Source organism: Gilliamella sp. B3482 (genome assembly GCF_026536805.1).
Classification (GTDB): Bacteria; Pseudomonadota; Gammaproteobacteria; order Enterobacterales; family Orbaceae; genus Gilliamella; species Gilliamella apicola_E.
On record NZ_JAFNNL010000001.1, the window covers coordinates 536,205 to 556,946 of the forward strand.

Below are 20,742 nucleotides of genomic sequence, written 5' to 3' on the forward strand. Positions count from 1 at the left end.
AATTTTTAATCCTGACCTGTTTTTAATTGAATTTCTGTGATTAGTTCTTCCATTCTTGCACTACGTGAACCTTTAACTAACATAGTTAAGTTTAGATATTTTTGTAATAACGCTAACAAAAACTCAACTGCTTTATGTTTATCAACGAAATGGTGTCCAACACCACTAAATTGGCTAATCAATTCGCTTAAATCACCAACACTGACAACACAATCAATTTTTTGTTGTTTAGCTAATTCACCAATTTGTTGATGATAATTTTTTGCGTTATGTCCCAATTCCGCCATATCACCTACGACTAAAACTCGATAACCTGGTTGAGTTGCTAAAACATTAATAGCAGCCGACATTGACCCAACATTAGCATTATAGGAATCATCCCAAATTAATTGAGTTTGATTTAATTTAATTGGGTAAAGACGCCCTTTCACAGATTTCGACGTTGCTAATCCCTTCTTAACTTCTATTAAAGTTGCACCTACTGATATTGCTAAAGCTGCAGCAGCAATTGCATTAGATACATTATGCTCACCAACTAATGGTAAGGTGATTTCACTCTCACCAATTGGTGTGCACAATGTGAAAATAGTCTGATCCATTACTTTTATATTACTAGCATAAAAATCAGCAGAAGAATTATGTAAAGAAAAGGTCCAAACAGTTTTATTATTTAGCTCTTTTAACCAATTATCAGAACAACTATCTAAATTAATAATCGCGATGCCGTTTTCTGAAAGCCCTTCAAAGATTTCACCTTTAGCTGTTGCTACCCCTTCAAGTGAACCAAAACCTTCAATATGAGCTAAAGCAATATTATTAATGAGTGCACTATTTGGTTTAACTAAACGAGTGGTATAAGCAATTTCACCAATATGATTTGCACCCAGTTCAATAACTGCAAATTGATCTTGCTTTGATAATCTTAATAACGTTAATGGAACTCCAATATCATTATTAAAATTACCTTGAGTATAAAGTGTTTCACCACACTGCTGTAAAATAGTAGCAGTCATTTCTTTCACAGATGTTTTACCTGATGAACCCGTCAACGCGACAATTTTAGCTGAGCTTTGATCTCGCACAAATGAAGCGATTTGACCTAATGCTAAATGGGTATCATTTACTACTATTTGAGGAATATCATCGTCGAATTTGTGATTAGCAATTACCAAACAAGCTCCATCTTTAATAGCTTGTTTAGCAAATAAATGACCATCAAATTTATCACCCACTAATGCAATAAATAGTGATTTATGAGTAATTTTTCGTGAATCAGTACAAATTTCTTCAATAGTTAATCTCTCATCTTGAATATGATAAGAAGTCCCATTAACTATTTTTTCGACTTGCTTAATATCTAAAGGAATCATGATTGATTCTCTACTCCTAAAATCTGTTTTACGGTTTCTTGATCTGAATAATGATGCTTTGTTATACCTATAATCTGATAATCTTCATGTCCTTTCCCAGCTATTAGAATAACATCATCAGGTTTGGCTTGAGCTAGGGTCTTTGTGATAGCTTCAACTCTATCAGTAATAACTTGTGTATTTTTAACGTCAGTTAGGCCTTCTTGTATATCATGAATAATTTTTATTTCATCTTCAGTACGAGGATTATCATTAGTTAATACAATTTTATCGGCAAACTGTTCAGCAACTTCCCCCATTAATGGTCTTTTACCTGTATCTCTATCGCCTCCACAGCCAAAAATCACCCATAATTTACCTTTGCAATGAATGCGGCTTGCTTGTAATGCTTTTTGTAGAGCGTCAGGTGTATGGGCATAATCAATAATTACCGTTGGGCTATTTTTCACGTGTATCACTTCCATGCGACCACATATTGGCTTAAGATACGATGCCATATTGACTACTGCAAAAAATGGATAATCAAGTGTTAGTAATGTTGCGATTGCTAATAGTAAATTTGATACATTAAATTCACCTAGTAATCGGCTATGAATAATGGCATTACCCCAACTTGATTCCATATGAATTTCGGCACCTTTATCATGATATTCAATCATTGACACACCAACAAAAGGGTTGTCCATCATCTTCAAGCGTCGCAAGGACTTAGGTTGGCATGATACTGCAGTAGCTTTTGATAATTTATCAATCCAACGTCGTCCATAAGCATCATCATAATTAATAATGGGTTTTCCTGAACTAGCTACCTGCTTTTCTTTTTCATCAGAACTAAATAGCGACCATTTTGCCTTAGCATATCTATTCATCGTTTTATGATAGTCAAGATGATCTCGGCTTAGATTAATAAATACTGTCGCTGCACAATGTAACTCTTTTACCCGATTCATCGATAACCCATGGGAAGAAATTTCCATTGCCACAACTTGAACACGTTTTGCTACAAAATCAGCTAGATAAGACTGAACTTCTACAGCAGATAAAGTTGTGTTTGGCGAGGGTTCGAGATGATTGTAAACACCATTACCAATCGTGCCTAACAATGCGGATTTTTTATTTAATAAAGTTGCACATTGTGCAATCAACTGCGTAATTGTCGTTTTACCGTTTGTCCCTGTTACTCCAATTACAGATAAATGTATAGAAGGTGAATGATAAAAATCAGCTGCAATTTTTGATAATTTTTGAGAAAGTTGAAACACACTTATTTGTGGAATAACTTTCTCGTCTTTTTGATTTAGGTAATCAATTTTCAAATCATTTGATTTTCTGTTTGTTTCAGTTAGAACAAGTACAGCACCTGATGAAATTGCTTGAGGAATAAAATCTTTACCATTAACGGTATACCCTTTAATAGCTACAAACACATCTCCTTTTTGCACTTTCCGACTATCAATTACTAATTGATTAAGCGGGAAATCATCTACTGGTAGTTGATTTCCACCTAATAAGTTATATAAAGTTTTAAATGTGCTTGTTGCCATTATTTATTACCTATTAATATACAATCATTTGACCATCAACTTGACGATCTGGTTTTACATTCATTGTTCTAAGAACTCCCCCCATAATACGGCTAAAAACAGGGGCTGAAACAGAACCACCATAATATTGCCCAGCTTTTGGATTATCGATAACAACAACCAGTGAATATTTAGGTCCTGTTGCTGGTGCAATACCAGCGGTATAAGCTAAATATTGATTAACATATCGTCCACCAGATAGTTTTTTAGCTGTACCCGTTTTAACACCTACACTATATCCAGGGACAGAAGCTTTGGTACCACCTCCAGTCACAGCAACCGCTTCCATTAATTGCACTACTGTTTTAGCTGTTTTTTCAGCTACAACACGTTTACCTTCTACTGGCTCGTTAATTTTTAATATTGAAACAGGTCGATAAACACCATAGCTACCGATAGTTGCATAAGCCCTAGCTAGCTGTAGTGGGGTAACACTTAATCCATAACCAAAAGAAAACGTCGCTCTTTCTATATCAGCCCATTTTCTTGTTCTATCAGCAGCAATTGAACCACTCACTTCTCCACCTAAACCGAGTTCAGTTGGTTGTCCTAACCCAAAACGGCTATAAAACTCAACAAGGTCACCTGATTGCATTTGTAAAGCTAACTTACTCACACCGACGTTACTTGATTTTTCAAGGATACCAGCCAAATTTAGGGCTTTTTGATAAGACACATCTTTGATTTCATAACGATTTACCAAAAAAGGTCTAGTATCAATAACCGTGTTTAAATCAGCTATTTTTTTCTCTAATGCAGCCATAACAACTAAAGGTTTAACTGTTGAACCTGGCTCAAATGCATCTGTTATCGCTCGATTTCGTAATAAACTATAATCAATTGAAGAGCGATTATTCGGGTTATAGGATGGACTGGTTGCCATGGCCAATATTTCACCCGAGTGAACATCAATTAAAACAGCTGTGCCACTATCAGCTTTGTTAAATTCCACAGCTTGACTAAGTTCACTGTAAACGAGCGATTGTAAACGTTCATCAATACTTAATGTCAAATCAGAAGCAACTTCACTTTCAGTCCTTTCTAATTCTTCTATAACTCTACCAACACGATCTCGCCTAACAACACGTTGTCCTGATTCACCAATCAGCCATTTATTAAAGCTTTTTTCAATTCCTTCTGAACCTTTTTCCGTTCCATTTTCATCAATGTCAGTTAAACCGATTAATTGTGCTATATTTTCAGCTGCTGGATAATAACGTTTAGATGTTTTGGCAAACGAAATACCAGGTAATTTTAATTGTTTCAAATAATCCGATATTGTTGGTGTAATTTGTTTAGACAAATAAACAAAACGCATTGATGGATTACTCAATTTTTGCTCTAGTGTGGACATTGGAATATTCAATGTCTTTGCTAATCCTTGCCAACGGATATCATTAGGATCAACTCCGCCTTTTTGTACAACAATTTTCGGATCAGCCCAAACATCATACATAGGTACACTAACAGCCAATGCTCTGCCATTACGATCCGTAATCATTGCTCGAGGTGCGCTCATTTCTTGATGACGAATTGAGCGTTTATTGGCTTCAGCAATTAACTTATCAGGTTCTATTATTTGTAAAATTGCCAATCGGACAAGTAAACCAATAATTGCTAAAATAATAAAACCATAAACAATATAAAATCGAGTGAGGGTAAAAATTTGTTTTTTACTATTTAATTTATTCCCTCTATTCGATTTTGTAGTATGTTTTACATTATCTCTTTTATTAGCAAACTTCATTATTTACTCTTTATCACAATAACGGTTTCATTTTGCGGTGTCACATACGACATGCCCAATTGATTTTTAGCTTTATCTTCAACACGTTTTGGATCAGCAAGTACATTTTCCTCAATAACTAAATTACGCCATTCACTTTCTAAAACATCTTGTTCGAGTAATAATTGTTCACGTTCAAATAATTGTTTACGGACTTGCTGGGTTATAACTAATACAGCTCCAGCAGAAATAATAATAAAAACCAATAACAATAATGAAATTTTTTGATGGCCGAGCAAATCACTAAGGATTAATCCAAATAAACTTTTGCTGGGTCTTTTTTGATTGTGTATATCTACACTTGTTCTTTGATAAATTTCATTGTTACTATTCATTTTTCCTTTCTGCTATCCTTAATATCGCGCTTCGAGAACGCGGGTTACCATATATTTCATTATTGCTTGGCTTAATTTTGCCAAGTGATTTTAATTTAGCATCACCATATTGTTTAATTTGTTGTTCTGTTAATGGTAAGCCAGCTGGTAAATTAGGACCTTTACTCTGTTTATTTATAAATTGTTTTACAATTCTATCTTCTAATGAATGAAAACTAATAACTGCAAGTCTTCCTTGAGCAGCAAGCACTGACAAACTGCTATTTAAGGCTTGCTCAACTTCTTCCAATTCACTATTTATATAAATGCGAATAGCTTGGAACGAGCGTGTTGCTGGGTGTTTATTTTTGTCTTTTTTCGGTGTTGCTTTTTCAATTAGATTTGCTAATTCTAATGTACGAGTAATTGGTGAAACTTTATTCTGTTCCACAATTGCACGTGCAATCCTTTTGGCAAACTTTTCTTCCCCAAAAGTTTTTAAAACCCATGCGATATCATTTTCATCACTATTTAGTAACCACTCACTTGCAGTTACACCTTTGCGGTTATTCATCCGCATATCAAGTGGTCCATCTCGCATAAAAGAAAATCCTCTTTCAGGATCATCTAATTGTGGAGATGAAACCCCCAGATCTAATAAAAAGCCATCAATATTACCTAACAACCCTAAATCATTGATATATTGATGTACATTCGAAAACTCTCCTCGAATAAAAGTAAACCTAGGATCGGTTATATTAAGTGCGGCTTGTTCAGCACGTTCATCTCGGTCAATTGCAATTAGTTTCCCTTGCTCGCCCAATTGTTCAAGAATTAACCTAGAATGACCACCACGCCCAAAAGTACCATCAATATAAATACCGTTTTTTTTTATATTTAATGCAGCCACAGCTTCATTTAACAAAACAGTTTTATGTTGATAATCCATCTTTATTTACTCTTATTAAATTGTTAGACTTTTTAAATTTTCTGATAAGTTTTCAACATCTGTTGATAATGTGGCAATGTCATCACTAATTTGTTGATACCAAATTGCTTCATCCCATATCTCAAATTTATTAGATTGGCCAACAAACATGGTATGTTTTTCTAGTTTTGCATAAGTACGTAAAGTTGGTGGAAGTAAAATACGTCCTGCATTATCTAAATTACATTCCGTTGCATAACCTAATAATAGTCTTTTAATTCTTCGTTCTGCTTCAACAACTGTTGATAATGTTGATAGCTGTAATTCAATTTTTTGCCATTCAGTCATTGAATAAAGTGTCAAACAGGGGTGATATAAACCAATGGTACAAACTAAACCATCAGGCAAAAATTCACGATAACGAGTAGGGATTGCTATTCGCCCTTTGCTATCTAAATTGACTGAAATTGCACCACTAAACATGAAAGCACCGTAATTGTTAATTTTTATTGTTTTTAAATTATTAAAAAATCAATATGTTAATTAAAAACCTATTTTTTACCACTTAACCCCACTTTTTACCACAAAAGTTACAAAAATAATAGATATTTAATCAATTAATTTCTAACAATTTAAGAAATTAATAAGATAATAAGTGAGCACTAACAAATTAAGTGAAGCGCTTAGAAATGGTAAGACGAAATTATTAACAGTGTTTATTAATATCCGAAACAAACTAATAATAAAAAAAGTCACAAATAATCAATTTATTAATGATTAAAAATAGCTCAATAGGTGTTTTAATATAAGACCAGAAATGAGAGCTTTGCCAGTAAAACTGGCAAAGTTGATTGTTCAGTTAAGATGCTGTCCAAAAACCAATTACATTGACTTTGTTTTGTTGCAGTATTGCACGAATTGGCATTTGATTAATATTATCTCCCTTTTCTGCTTGTTGTAATACCTGCATTTTGCTTTCTCCAACTAAATGCAGATAGATATTTTGACTATCTAAAATAGTTGGTAATGTTAAAGTAATGCGGTCTAATGGAGCCGTCAATGGAGTCATTCCAACAACTTTGCGACCTGATTTCATATCCAAACCAGCCCGCAAATTTGCTGCACCCGGGAAAAGTGAGGCAGTATGACCATCTTCTCCCATTCCTAAGATTAAAACATCTAAAGGCATAGGAATTTTATTTAAAATTTTGTCTGTAATTTCTGCACCATCAAATGGATTATCACAACTATTTTTTAAACCTACAAAATTGGCCAATTTAGCTTTATTTTGTAATAAGTAAGTTAACACTAATTTTTCATTACTAGCGTCATCGGTATCATCTACCCATCTATCATCTACTAATGTAATAAAAACATTGTGCCAATCTAAATCTTGTTGGCTTAATAGTTTAAATAATGGAATAGGTGTTTTACCACCTGATACAGCAATAGAAGCATGTCCCTTTTTATCAATAGCTTGTTTCAAATCTTTGACAATATAAGCAGCTAAATCTTCAATTAATAATTGACTATTTGGATATTTTTTTAATGTAAACATATTGTTAAATTCCTCTATTTAAACTCATGCCATGAATGACCATCTTTAGTTATCAAAGCAACCGATGCGACAGGCCCCCAAGTACCAGCAGGATAAGTTTTAGGTGGTTCATTATCTAATTTCCAGGCACTAATAATTGAATCAACCCATTTCCAAGCTGCCTCTACTTCATCTCGATGAACAAATAATGCTTGTCTTCCTCGCATCACTTCAAGTAACAACCGCTCATAAGCATCAGCACTTTGTTGATGAAAAGTTTCACTAAAACTTAAATCTAACTTAGTCGTTTGTAAATTATGTGTACTGTCTAATCCTGGCACCTTATTTAAAATTTCAATATCCATACCTTCATCTGGCTGTAGACGAATTGTTAGTTTATTCTGCGGTAGTTCAGAATAAGACTCACTAAATAAATTAAGGGGTAAAGATTTAAAATAAACTACTACTTCAGAACACTTGCTTGGTAAACGTTTTCCGGTTCGTAAATAAAAAGGAACACCCGCCCAACGCCAATTATCAATATCAACTCGAATAGCAACAAATGTTTCCGTATTACTTTGTTTGTTTGCACCATCTTCTTCTAAATAACCAGGGACATTGATACCATTAACAAACCCTGCAGTATATTGTCCTCTAACAACTTTTTCACGGATATTTGCTTTATTAATTGGACGTAATGCATTAAGTACAGCAATCTTTTCTCTACGCAAGCTATTATCTTCAAGATTTGCAGGTGGAGACATGGCAATCATCGTCAGAATTTGTAATAAATGGTTTTGCACCATATCACGCATTTGACCCGCTTTATCAAAATAACCCCAGCGACCTTCAATTCCTACTTGTTCTGCAACAGTGATTTCAACATGATCAATAGAATTTCTATCCCAAAGCGAAGCAAATACAGGATTAGCGAAACGAAGTGCGAGTAAATTTAAAACTGACTCTTTTCCTAAGTAATGGTCGATACGATAAACTTGTGATTCACTGAAAAATTTTGCAACTGAATCATTAATTTCCTTTGATGATTGCAGATCAAAACCTAGTGGTTTTTCCATTACAATTCTATTTTGAGCCTGATTTAAACCTGCTTCAGCTAACCCTTGGCAAATCGTACCAAAGGCATTGGGATGCATCGCAAAATAGAAAATAGCAGGATGTGACTTTTCAAGCTTATCTTTTAATAAATTAAAACCGGCAATGTCATTAACATCTAATTTATGAAAGTTAAGGCGTTGGCTAAAACGTTGCCAAATACTTTCATCTAGTGGTTCAGTCATAAATGTGGTTAACGCATCTTTTGCAACCTCAGTGTAAGCGGCTTGATCCCAATCAGCTCGACCTACACCTAAAATTTTTGTCTGCTTTGGCAACTTTCCATATTTTTCTAATTGATATAGAGACGGTAATAGTTTGCGCCTTGTTAAATCCCCTTTAGCGCCAAAAATTACCAAATCGCAAGCTGGGATATCAGACATGAGTTTCTCCTAAAATGGTGTAATCTACAATTTATTTTATTATGTTTGATACCAATATACATCAAGTTAATAGAATAAATTATAACAATAGGTATTTGTCGTTTTAAGACTATAGTAAAAAATAAAAGGTCACCATTTAGGTGACCTTTTATTTAAAGATATTGTTGAATGATTTTTCAACAAACATATGATTATGCGCGTACAAAATCCATGTGAACTAATTTTGGTTTAAATGGATGACGTTGTACTGCTTGCACTTTAGCTTTAACTGCTTTACCGTCAATTTCAATAGTTAGTACTTCAGAATAAAACTCTGGTTTTTCTTGCATATTGAAAATTTGATTGTGATCTAACACAATAGAAATTGCAGGTTCTGTTCCACCATAAACAATTGCTGGGAACTGACCAGCGTGACGCAGGCGGCGGCTCGCACCCTTACCATGCTCTTTTCTAACTTCTGCTTTAAATTTAAACATATTGATTTCTCTTGTTTATTCTAAATAAAAAACCAATTACAGGCGACCCAGTAGTTGGCTATAAAATTGATGCTCTAAAAAGCGCTAAGGATTATAAAGTGTTATGATTGTAAACGCAATCAAATAATGAGTTTAATAAAGATATAGTCTTATATTGATTGCGTTTGCAATATCAAAACCTAATGATTAAATAACTTCAATCTTAAATCCATATGTTGATTTCTGTATTGGCGATAATTTTAACGACTTATTAATACGACACGTTTCAACACATACCATAGATTGATATTCTTCATCAGCAAAATCCGCCATTGCTTTAGCTTTATCTATCCAAGGATTCCAAGTAACAACATCACTTGCATTAACATTAGTTAATTTAATTGTTCGTTTACCATCGGTAATAAGGATTGAGTCATCCGCATGGGTATAAATGCGATCAACCTCTTGATTAAAGGTAAGTTGCCCTGAAATTGATGGTTTATTTTCAACTGCTAAGCGTTCTTGATAAGAATCGCCTAAACCTTTAACAGTGACATCATTAATATTATTAACTTCAAAATACGTATGTAATGCACTTGTTGCTTCGAAATCCCCAGTGCAAGATAAATTCACTTCACACGTTTGTCCAACATGAATGGTTAACCAAGCTTGGAAAGGTTTTGTGAAAAACTGTTCTGTTTGCTGATTATTAGTTAATGATAAAGTTAAATTCACTCCATTATTATCTTCTTTGCAAGAATCTAATTTCCATTCAACCAGACGCGCAAAACCATGCATAGGATCACCCAATTTACCAAACCATGGCCAACAAATTGGTACTCCCCCTCTAATTGCAACTTCCTTTTTAAAGTTAGCTTTTTGACTTAACCAAATAACCGGTGTCGGTTCTGTTGAAGGTTGCCAAAATAAAAGATGAGCACCTTGTAACGATACTGCTGCTGAACACGTTTTATGTTTAATCACTATGACAGGCAATTCACCAAATGTACATTGATTAACTGATGCACTCACTGATGTACTTGATAAATCACTATCTAAAATCTGCTTAATAATACTCATATTTACTCCTAACTATCTAATTTGCTTGGCGAACATCGTCTTTAGTCATTAATTGTACGCGCATTATTCGAATTATAAAAACGGAATAAAAGCTTTTTTTACTAAATTGGAGTAATATAGCCAGCTATTTATTATCAGTTGCTGACACTTTTTTAAAAATTTGAGGAAAGGTATATGGTTCAATATAAAATCCCGTTGAGTTTATATATACATATGCCATGGTGTGTACAAAAGTGTCCATATTGTGATTTTAATTCACATAACATGAAGAAAACGCCCGATTATTCAGCATATATAAATCATTTAATTAATGATTTAAAACAAGACGTCGTGCTTTCAAATGATCGTTCTATTAAATCTATTTTTATTGGTGGAGGTACACCCAGTCTTTTCTCCGCGGAGTTAATTAATAAATTATTAATGAGTATAAATAAAATTATACCAATTAATCACGACGCAGAAATAACAATTGAAGCCAATCCTAATTCAGTTGATGTAGAAAGATTTAAGGGATATCAACAAGCTGGAATTAATCGAATATCAATTGGTGTACAAAGCTTTCAAGCAGATAAGCTTGCAAAATTAGGACGAGTTCATAATCCGCAAGAGGCAATAGATGCTGGAAAATTAGCACAAAATTTAAAGTTAAAAAGCTTTAATATAGATTTAATGCATGGCTTGCCTAATCAAACAGTATGTGATGCATTAAGTGATCTAAAACAGGCAATAGAAATTGCACCGCCACATTTATCTTGGTATCAACTTACAATAGAACCTAACACTTTATTTGGTTCTAAACCGCCTGTTTTACCTGATGATGATATGTTATGGGATATTTATCAACAAGGCCATCAATTATTAACTAAGCATGGTTACCTACAATATGAAACATCTGCTTATGCAAAGGCCAATTATCAATGCCAACATAATTTAAATTATTGGCGGTTTGGTGATTATATCGGTATTGGTTGTGGTGCTCATGGAAAATTAACCCAAAATGATGGCACAATTATTCGCACCGTAAAAACAAAACATCCTAAAGGATATTTAGAAGGACGCTATTTGGAACAATCTTATACTGTCCCTAAAGATGAGTTAGCATTTGAATTTTTTATGAATAGATTTAGATTATTTGAAGCCACACCTAAATCCGAATTTGAACAACGAACTTTTTTACCTTTACACTCTATTGATAAGCAGATATCGACTGCTATTGAAAAAAAATATTTGATTGATAACAACCAATGCTGGCAAATCACAGAGCATGGGAAATTATTTTTAAATTCATTACTTGAAATATTCTTATAACGAAATCAGTTAAAAGATTTACTATTTATTAACAAAACAAATACTAACAATTTAACTAAACCTACGCATATCTTAACTAAAATTTATCTGAAAAGAGTGCATAATATGTACAACAATGCATTTATTTCATTGTTTTCCTATTCCTTATGTTTTCCCAATAACATTGTTATTGGGATTTTTTTTAGGGTTTGAAATAAGATTAATTATTTATATTTTCTGATAAGAATTTTTCAATCGCGATAAGGGGTGATGTTCCTTCCATTGGTCCTTTATAAGATGAAGACAACGCATAACAAGCATTTGCATACATTAAAGCCTGTTCAGCACTAAATCCTGACAGTAGTAAACTCACAAAAGTTGCATCAAAGCAGTAATCAGCACCCGAATGGTCAATCGCATCAATACTAAAACCCTTAGAATAAATTGTATTAATATTATTTTTATCATCGCAACAATAATAATTCGCACCATCACTGCCTTTTTTCACCACGAGATGTTTGATACCTTTCTCCAATAAAGCTTTAATCGTTTCTTCATCACTTTCATAATTTTCAGAAAAATACCTAACTTGTGTTTCGTTAATCAAAATGATATCGGTAAATTCTAATATATAACTAAAAGACTGTTCTATCTCACGAATCTCCGACATTTCTTTATGCAAATTAGGATCAAAAGAAACAGTTCCACCATGGCTTTTAATAAAATTTATTACTTTGCACATTGCATCAATGGCTCGAAATGAATAAAGAGATGATCCCATAATATGTAAATGATTGCAGTCTTTTAATAAAGCTTCATTCACATGATCAAATGAAATTAAGCCACAGGCACTATTTAAAACGTTATAAATTAAACTTCGCTCTTTTGGACCAATTTGCGTTGAAAATGCGCTAGCTGTTTTTACTTTATTGTGAGAAGTGATCCCATTAACATTAACCCCATCTTGTTTAAGTCGGTTAATGCACATTTTTCCAAAAGGATCTTTTCCTACACAACTTAAAAAGATAACTGGAAAACCTAATTTGGCAACTTGATTTGCAAAGATAGCCGGGGCTCCACTAGGGTATGGTCCAATATATTCATTTGTATAATCAAACCGTTGATTGAATTCCTTAGCAACAAATTCAACAAACAATTCGCCCATTGTACAAATTTTAACATCCATGTTAATTAGGCCTCCAATGCATTATGGTAAGTCACAGAATATTTAGTTGTTGTATGTTGTTTAAAATTAGAATTAAGCAATAGTTGATGATATTCATTAACAGCGGAGCGGGATAAAATAATAACATCCATGTTTTTTAATTTACCAATAGTATGATTATCATTACTGCTGATTCTTGGTGGTAAAATACCGATAGAATGATCTGAACTTTTTAATATCTGTTGATAAAGTTCTTGATGTTCAATATCTTGAATAGCTAAATAATTGTTAGTATTAATAGCTGCGAATTCGAATATAAAATGTGATATTGGGAATTGCGTTAATATAGATGATGAAAAGTTAGGATGCTGTAGTACATTACCATTTATTAAAAAACCACCAACAAGAATCACTTCTGCATCTGAGAATTCTCTAACCAGTTTCGCGTTATTAATATCATTTAAAATAACTGTTAATGATTTTTTATTATGCAGAAAAGGAATCAATTTTCGAATCAAATGACCATGACTTAAAAAAATTGTATCACCATCTTCAATATAATTTAGACAAGTTTTTACTAAATTAACATCACTATTATCAGTATTAAGATATGATGCCAAACGACTTGGATACACACTATTTGAATTGCTAATAAAATCTTCAGGCGAAATATAGATTGCTCGCCCAAAAAAACGTTTTAAATACCCTTGATGTTCTAAATATGTTAAATCCTGACGAATAGTTACATGAGAAACTTGTAGCATGTCAGATAACTCATCAACTTTTATTTCTCCATTTTTGCGCACAATCGCAGCAATTTCCAATCGCCGCTTTAATTGTGCCGAAGATACTTTAGCCATTTCACATCCTATGTTAAAAGATAAATACCTAACTCAAAAACAGATAAAATTTATCATACAAGTTGTAAACGATAAACCCTAGAAAGGAACTGAACCGATTAAGTAGTGTAAAAATATACTCAGTTTGTACTTTATTTTTAAATTACAGAAATATAGTTAATCGTTAAAATAGAATATTAACAACTCAAAAATTGTTAAATAGCACAATATATTTAAATAAAAGTTATCAAAAAACCCCGTTCCTCAACATTATTTTCAGATCATCTCCCACCATTTCAACAGATTCAAATCGGAACTGAGGTGCTAACGAAAGTTTTTGTAAGTGAGGTAATACAAACATATCTTGTGCATTATGACCAAGCAATTTAGGTGCATAATAGATGATTAACTCATCCACGAGATTTTGCTCAATTAGCGCACCGGCTAAATGAGATCCAGCTTCAACCCATACAGAATTTATTTGCTGCTTGGCTAATATGGATAATAATTCTAATAAGTCGACTTGATGACTGTTTGATGATTCAATGATAAGTTTTGTATTTGGTGATGATATTAGAACATTTTGCTTTCTAACCAACCAAGTTTCACCAGGCTGATTAAAGATATTTTCATCACCCGTCATTTGATTTTTGCTATCGATTATCACTCGTATAGGTTGACGAATTTCGGTAGAAGGGTAAATTTCTTTAATTGAATCAGGTAATTCATTATATCTAACCGTTAAACTCGCATTATCTTCCTGAACTGTTTTTCTGGTACTTAAGATACAACTTGCCTGAGCTCTATATTGCTGAACATCTTGTCTTGCCGCAACGGAGGTTATCCATTTACTTTCGCCTGATGCCATAGCTATTTTACCATCTAAAGAAACTGCCATTTTTAGTTGTACAAATGGCAAACCTGTTCGCATCCGTTTTAAAAAGCCTTTATTAATGGCTTCGGCTTGATCAGCTAACACGCCAACACAAACTTCAATGCCTGCATCAGTTAATCTCTTTATACCTTGTCCTGCGACATTGGGATTAGGATCCTGCATAGCAATAACAACTCGTTTAATTCCCGATTTAACCAGTGCATCTGCGCAAGGAGGCGTTCTTCCATAATGGCTGCAAGGCTCTAGCGTTACATAAGCCGTAGCATCTTTAGCTTCATCACCAGCCATTTTTAGTGCATAGACTTCTGCATGTGGTAAACCAGCTTTCATATGAAAACCTTTACCAATGATGTGATCATTTTTAACAATGATACAACCGACATTAGGATTAGGGGTAGTAGTGAAGCGACCAAGTTTAGCAAGCTCAATAGCTTGCTGCATATAAAATTGATCTTTATTCATAGTCATAATGAGGATTACTTTTGTTGTAACTTAGCAATTTCATTACTGAATTGTTCAATATCATCAAAGCTAAAATAGACAGATGCGAAACGAATATAGGCAACTTTATCAAGATTTTTAAGCTCTTCAATAACAAAATTACCAATTAATTTGGCCGGTACTTCCCTTTCTCCTGTTGCTCTCAGTTTCGATTTAATTCGAGTAATTGCATCTTCAATTGCATCAAAACTAACAGGGCGTTTTTCTAGTGCTCGTTTTATACCATTGCGGAGTTTATCTTCATTGAAAGGTTCGCGAACTTTATTGCTTTTAATAACATTAGGCATAATTAATTCAGCCACTTCAAATGTCGTAAAACGTTCATTACATTCGACACATTGTCGACGACGACGAACCTGAAACCCTTCACCAACTAAACGAGAATCAATAACTTTTGTATCATCTGCATTACAAAACGGACAGTGCATAAATATATCCTGATAACGTTTTAACTTACATTACAATAGCCGAAATTAGCCATTTAAACAAGTTATCAACAAAGTAATATAAACTAGCTCTATTAATTAACTTATAATTCAAAAAAGCTAAAAACCGTCACCAATCTGGTGACGGGAATTGAATTTACCATGTCAATGAGATTAAGAAATCACGTAATTTATTAAAATCATCAGGCATATGGTGAGAAAGTAAAGGCATATCAGCTCGTTCAGCCAGAGGTTGTGGTAGCGAGATTGATCGGCCAAGGATATCCTCAACTACTTCTTTAAACTTAGCTGGATGAGCTGTACCCAAAAATAAACCATACTCCCCTTCTTGCAACTGGTCTCGTAATGCACGATAAGCAATAGCACCATGAGGCTCGGATAAATATCCTTTTTTATCTAATTCCTGAACCGTTTCTACGGAAACTGCATCAGAAACAGCAGCATGCCCTAATGATTTAAATACCCAACCTTCTCGTTTATAAATTTCTTCGATTCTTGGCCAGTTGTTTGGCTGACTAACATCCATAGCATTTGATAATGTTGCCACAGTTTTATGGGGTTCCCATATTCCTGTTTCTAAATAACGTGGAACCGTATCATTAGCATTAGTAGCAGCAATAAAGCGTTTAATTGGTAACCCCATCGTTTTAGCTAGTAAACCAGCAGTTAAATCACCAAAATTACCACTTGGTACTGAAATAACTAATTGTTCGCGTTGTTTTGGCGTAAGCTGTGCATAAGCCTCAAAATAATAGCAAATTTGAGCTAAAAGCCGACTGATATTAATCGAGTTAGCTGAGTTTAAACCAATTGTAGTTTTTAGCTCTTCATCATCAAACGCTTTTTTAACTAAAGCTTGGCAGGCATCAAAATCACTTTGAATAGCAATTGTGTGAATGTTATCGCCTAAAGTACAAAATAGTTTTTCTTGTAACGGACTAATTTTACCTTCCGGATATAAAATCACTACACGAATATTGGGTAAGTGATAAAACGCATGGGCAACAGCAGCACCAGTATCACCAGAGGTTGCTGTTAAGATAGTAATCTTTTTATCTGCTGCCACTTGGACTAAAGCCTGAGCCATAAAGCGTCCACCAAAGTCTTTGAATGCTAATGTTGGGCCATGATAAAGTTCTAATGTTCCAATATCATCTTCTACTGATTTAACTGGAGCTGGAAATTGGAATGCGTTTTGCACTAATCGATGCATATCATTATCGCTAATTTCATTGCCAATAAACGCCGATAAGATTTTGGCACTACGTGTGATAAAGTCCATTTTTAAAAGTGCTTCTATTTCTGCAGATGAAAATTTTGGCAATTGTTCTGGAAAAAATAGACCTTGTTCTTTCCCTAAACCTTGTTGTACCGCCTGCGCGAAACTAACTTGCTCTGAATGATCTTTTAAGTTATACAGTTTCATAATGTGTTCCAATTCTTTTATGCTTTAATTGTTTTCTTATTGATTTAATATTATTGTTTTGTTTAATAACTTAAATCTCTCTTGCACCTTGTGGATCTATTTTACAAATATGAGTAAAACCTTCTTCATTTTGTAGATAAGAACTTTTTAACAACGACTCAATCTGCTGCGCAGTTTCAAGGTTGTCGGCCACCACAAACATCGTCGGCCCTGAGCCTGATATACCCGAGGCTAGTGCACCAAGTTGTTTGACCTTTTTTTGTGTTTCATCGAAATTAGGTAGCAATTGTTTACGATAAGGTTCTGCAATATTATCAATCAACATTGCTGCTGCAAGTTTTGGTTGTTTAGTATAACAAGCATGTAAAAAACCACCTACGTAACGACCGTGCGCGACACAATCGGCTTTTTGATATTGAGCTGGTAATATTGCTCGAGCTTCAGCTGTAGAAACTTTAATACCAGGATAAGCCATCACCCAATACCAATTTTCAAAATGAGGTATTGACTCACTTATAATGCCCATTTCGTCGAGAATAAGTTGCATTCCACCTAAATAGCAAGGAGCAACATTATCATAATGCACACTACCAGAAATGCAGCCTTCAAGTTCGCCCATCATGGAGAGCAATTCAAATTTATTAAATGGTTCATTAAAAAACTTATTTAACGCAACAAAAGCACCAACAACAGAGCAAGCGCTTGAACCTAATCCAGAACCAATTGGCATGTTTTTTTCAAGCGTCATTTTTATCGGTAATGTTTTCCCCATGGCTTTACAAAAACGCTGCCAACATTGATAAACAATATTTAATTTGGGATCCTTTGGTAAATTTTTAACAAATTGACCTTGGCTGGTAAAGCTAAACTCAGTTGCAGACTCGATGGTAATACAGTCGCCCAACATCGCACCACTAATTGGATTGATTGCTGCACCTAAAATATCAAAGCCAACACTAATATTTGCCATTGATGCAGGTGCATACACAGTTAATGATTTTTGACTCATTTAGCCTCCAATTTTTCCAGATGTGGTTCGTAAAATATCGGCAAACACACCCGCTGCTGTAACGTCATTACCAGCACCATAACCACGTAATACTAATGGAATTGGTTGATAGTACCTAGTATAAAATGCTAAAGCATTTTCACCATTTTTAACTTTGTAAAGTGGATCATCATTATCAACAGATTCTATCTTAACGCTACATTGGTTTCCATCAATACTACCAACATAACGTAACACTTTTCCTTCTTTAGCTGCCTTTTCTGATTTTTCTTTAAACTGAGCGTCCAGTTGTGGTAGTTTTGCCATGAATTCATCGATACTACCTTTAGAATATTCAGCTGGTAATACTGACTCAACTTTAATTTGATCAAGTTCTAGTTGTAATCCAGCCTCCCGAGCTAAAATTAATAGCTTTCTTGCGACATCTGTTCCTGATAAGTCATCTCTAGGATCTGGCTCGGTAAAACCTTTTTCTTTCGCTAATTTAGTTGCTTCTGACAATGACATACCTTCGTCTAACTTACCAAAAATGAAAGACAATGATCCAGATAAAATCCCTGAAAACTTGATTAATTCATCACCCGCATTCAGTAGATTTTGTAAATTTTCTATCACAGGTAAACCTGCACCAACGTTAGTATCATATTGAAATTTTCGCTTACTATTAGCTGCTTCTTGCCGTAAACGATGATAATAAGCCATCGAACTTGTATTGGCTTTCTTATTTGGCGTTACAACATGAAAACCATTAGCTAAAAAATCAACATATTTATCTGATACATCACTACTTGAAGTACAATCGACTAAAATTGGATTGAGGAGCCGGTTATTTTTAGCAAAATCAATAATGCTATTTAGAGTATAATTGGTCTCGCTTTGTTTTATTTGATCGCGCCAATTTGTTAAATCAATACCATCCCGATTAAGTACAGCATGTTTGGAATTAAATAAACCACAAACACGTAAATCGATTTGTTTGTTTTTAAGCCATTTTTGTTGCCGACCAATTTGATCAACCAATGCACCACCAACACCACCAACACCAATAACAAACACATCTAACATTTTGTCAGTACCAAATAGCATTTGATGAGTCACACGAACACCCATTACGGCAACATTATTATCAACGACGACCGAGATTGAGCGTTCCGATGAGCCTTGAGCAATTGCTACGATATTAATATTGGCTCGGGCTAATGCAGTAAAGAAATTAGCCGATAAACCACGTAAAGTACGCATACCATCACCAACAACTGAGATAATTGCTAATTTTTCGATAACTTCAATTGGTTCAAGTAAGCCATCTTTTAACTCTAAGTAAAATTCTTCACTTAATGCCTCTTCAGCTCGGTAGAGTTCGGTTTGAGGCACACAAAAACTAATACTATATTCAGATGATGATTGCGTAATAAGTACCACAGAAATACCAGCATAAGACATAGCGGAAAAAACACGCGCTGACATACCTACCATGCCTTTTAATCCTGGACCTGATACATTAATCATAGCCATGTTATTTAAATTAGTGATACCTTTTACTGGTGTTGAGCTATCAACAACATTAGCGCCGATTAAAGTGCCTGCTGCATCTGGATTATTAGTATTTTTAATTAAGCATGGAATTTGAAATTGAGCGATAGGTAAAATTGTTCTTGGATGAAGCACTTTTGCACCAAAATATGATAGTTCCATAGCTTCTTGATAAGACATCGTTTTTAGTAATTTAGCATCAGGCACAATTCGAGGATCACAAGTATAAACTCCGTCAACATCAGTCCAAATTTCGCAGCTGTTGGCACGTAAACACGCTGCTAATACTGAAGCTGAATAATCAGAGCCATTACGTCCAAGAACAACTAATTCTCCTTTTTCATTACCAGCGGTAAACCCTGGCATCAAAATTATATTTTCTGGAGGTATATGCATTTCACTGATTCGATGCGATGACTCGACAATATCAACTGTAGATTCTAAATAGTCCCCCTCAGCAATCAACATTGCCACTGGGTTAATAACTGTTACAGCATGACCTTTCGCTTTAAGCAATTCTTGCATAATTGCAATCGAAAGTTTTTCACCTCTACAAATGATAGTTGCATTAATACTATCCGGACATTGACCTAATAGCCGAATACCTTGTAATAGTTGTTTAACATTATTTAACTCATCTAGAGCAAACTTTTTCATTTCTTCATAGGCAAAATTAGGTACCGCTTTCGAAATACCTTCTAGTAAGTCTGCAAAGATTTTTTCAGCATCGTTGATATTAGTTTGGATATCTTGTTTTGCAATGGTTTTTTCAACCATTGCCACTAAATGATTAGTAATTTTAGCTGGTGCAGATAAAACCGTTGCCGTTTGTTCTTGTTTAGCATTATTTTCAATAATCTCTGCTACACGCAAAAAACGTTCTGCGTTGGCAACAGATGTTCCTCCAAATTTTAAAACTTTCATATCACACCTTACTTATTTTTCTAACTTATGCCAATGATAATTCAAAATGCAATTTTTAAAAAATACTGATAAAACTAATATTTTGAATTCTTTTTACTTTAATTTCTATTTAAGAACTTTTTTATTTCACAAAGTAAAAAACCCGCCTTTAGGGGCGGGTTTTTCGAT

Annotated in this window: 18 protein-coding genes; 1 reads left to right on the plus strand and 17 read right to left on the minus strand. The window is 34.1% G+C overall.

Translation table 11 applies throughout. The annotated features are described in order from the left end of the window. Positions 1 to 5: 5 nt before the first annotated feature. From murF to J3U18_RS02490, 10 genes are all read right to left on the minus strand, one after another. On the minus strand, positions 6 to 1,370 hold the full coding sequence (gene murF, locus J3U18_RS02445) for a UDP-N-acetylmuramoyl-tripeptide--D-alanyl-D-alanine ligase (RefSeq protein WP_267352820.1): 1,365 nt from the start codon (positions 1,368 to 1,370) through the stop codon (positions 6 to 8). Then, the gene (gene murE, locus J3U18_RS02450; RefSeq protein WP_267352821.1) at positions 1,367 to 2,914 is read right to left on the minus strand and encodes a UDP-N-acetylmuramoyl-L-alanyl-D-glutamate--2,6-diaminopimelate ligase; all 1,548 of its coding nucleotides are present in this window, start codon (positions 2,912 to 2,914) and stop codon (positions 1,367 to 1,369) included. Before murE ends, murF begins: the two co-directional genes overlap by 4 nt. A gap of 13 nt (positions 2,915 to 2,927) precedes the next feature. Continuing rightward, entirely contained in the window at positions 2,928 to 4,700 is a 1,773-nt protein-coding gene (ftsI, locus tag J3U18_RS02455) for a peptidoglycan glycosyltransferase FtsI (protein ID WP_267352822.1), read from the minus strand. Beyond that, positions 4,700 to 5,074 (minus strand): cell division protein FtsL, encoded by a 375-nt coding sequence (gene ftsL, locus J3U18_RS02460; protein WP_065562329.1) that lies wholly within the window; start codon positions 5,072 to 5,074, stop codon positions 4,700 to 4,702. Before ftsL ends, ftsI begins: the two co-directional genes overlap by 1 nt. Beyond that, on the minus strand, positions 5,067 to 6,008 hold the full coding sequence (rsmH, locus tag J3U18_RS02465) for a 16S rRNA (cytosine(1402)-N(4))-methyltransferase RsmH (protein ID WP_141673911.1): 942 nt from the start codon (positions 6,006 to 6,008) through the stop codon (positions 5,067 to 5,069). The genes ftsL and rsmH overlap by 8 nt, the downstream gene beginning before the upstream one ends. Positions 6,009 to 6,017: 9 nt before the next feature. Next, entirely contained in the window at positions 6,018 to 6,464 is a 447-nt protein-coding gene (gene mraZ / locus J3U18_RS02470; protein WP_065562331.1) for a division/cell wall cluster transcriptional repressor MraZ, read from the minus strand. Between the two features lie 376 nt (positions 6,465 to 6,840). After that, a complete protein-coding gene (gene pgl / locus J3U18_RS02475) occupies positions 6,841 to 7,539 on the minus strand; it encodes a 6-phosphogluconolactonase (protein WP_267352823.1) in 699 nt (232 codons plus the stop codon). Positions 7,540 to 7,553: 14 nt separating this feature from the next. After that, a complete protein-coding gene (gene zwf, locus J3U18_RS02480; protein ID WP_267352824.1) occupies positions 7,554 to 9,014 on the minus strand; it encodes a glucose-6-phosphate dehydrogenase in 1,461 nt (486 codons plus the stop codon). A 191-nt stretch (positions 9,015 to 9,205) separates the two neighbouring features. Beyond that, complete coding sequence (gene rplY / locus J3U18_RS02485) at positions 9,206 to 9,490, minus strand: 50S ribosomal protein L25 (protein WP_065562334.1); 285 nt, start codon at positions 9,488 to 9,490, stop codon at positions 9,206 to 9,208. Between the two features lie 186 nt (positions 9,491 to 9,676). Beyond that, on the minus strand, positions 9,677 to 10,549 hold the full coding sequence (locus J3U18_RS02490) for a D-hexose-6-phosphate mutarotase (RefSeq protein WP_267352825.1): 873 nt from the start codon (positions 10,547 to 10,549) through the stop codon (positions 9,677 to 9,679). Between the two features lie 174 nt (positions 10,550 to 10,723). Between J3U18_RS02490 and hemW the strand changes: the two genes are divergently transcribed. Continuing rightward, positions 10,724 to 11,857, plus strand: coding sequence for a radical SAM family heme chaperone HemW (gene hemW, locus J3U18_RS02495; protein WP_267352826.1), 1,134 nt, complete (start codon positions 10,724 to 10,726; stop codon positions 11,855 to 11,857). A 199-nt stretch (positions 11,858 to 12,056) separates the two neighbouring features. Here the strand turns inward: hemW and J3U18_RS02500 are convergent, their stop codons facing one another. The 7 genes from J3U18_RS02500 to thrA form a co-directional block, all read right to left on the minus strand. Continuing rightward, entirely contained in the window at positions 12,057 to 13,022 is a 966-nt protein-coding gene (locus J3U18_RS02500) for a sugar kinase (RefSeq protein ID WP_267352827.1), read from the minus strand. Positions 13,023 to 13,027: 5 nt separating this feature from the next. Continuing rightward, positions 13,028 to 13,861 (minus strand): DeoR/GlpR family DNA-binding transcription regulator, encoded by an 834-nt coding sequence (locus J3U18_RS02505; RefSeq protein ID WP_267336707.1) that lies wholly within the window; start codon positions 13,859 to 13,861, stop codon positions 13,028 to 13,030. Between the two features lie 226 nt (positions 13,862 to 14,087). Further along, positions 14,088 to 15,197, minus strand: coding sequence for a bifunctional diaminohydroxyphosphoribosylaminopyrimidine deaminase/5-amino-6-(5-phosphoribosylamino)uracil reductase RibD (gene ribD / locus J3U18_RS02510; protein ID WP_065734832.1), 1,110 nt, complete (start codon positions 15,195 to 15,197; stop codon positions 14,088 to 14,090). 14 nt (positions 15,198 to 15,211) lie between these two features. Further along, positions 15,212 to 15,664, minus strand: a complete 453-nt coding sequence (nrdR, locus tag J3U18_RS02515) for a transcriptional regulator NrdR (RefSeq protein ID WP_034882816.1) — start codon at positions 15,662 to 15,664, stop codon at positions 15,212 to 15,214. Positions 15,665 to 15,818: 154 nt separating this feature from the next. After that, on the minus strand, positions 15,819 to 17,108 hold the full coding sequence (gene thrC / locus J3U18_RS02520; RefSeq protein ID WP_267352828.1) for a threonine synthase: 1,290 nt from the start codon (positions 17,106 to 17,108) through the stop codon (positions 15,819 to 15,821). A 70-nt stretch (positions 17,109 to 17,178) separates the two neighbouring features. Continuing rightward, positions 17,179 to 18,117, minus strand: a complete 939-nt coding sequence (thrB, locus tag J3U18_RS02525; RefSeq protein ID WP_220225132.1) for a homoserine kinase — start codon at positions 18,115 to 18,117, stop codon at positions 17,179 to 17,181. Beyond that, on the minus strand, positions 18,118 to 20,574 hold the full coding sequence (thrA, locus tag J3U18_RS02530; RefSeq protein ID WP_267352829.1) for a bifunctional aspartate kinase/homoserine dehydrogenase I: 2,457 nt from the start codon (positions 20,572 to 20,574) through the stop codon (positions 18,118 to 18,120). Positions 20,575 to 20,742 lie beyond the last annotated feature (168 nt).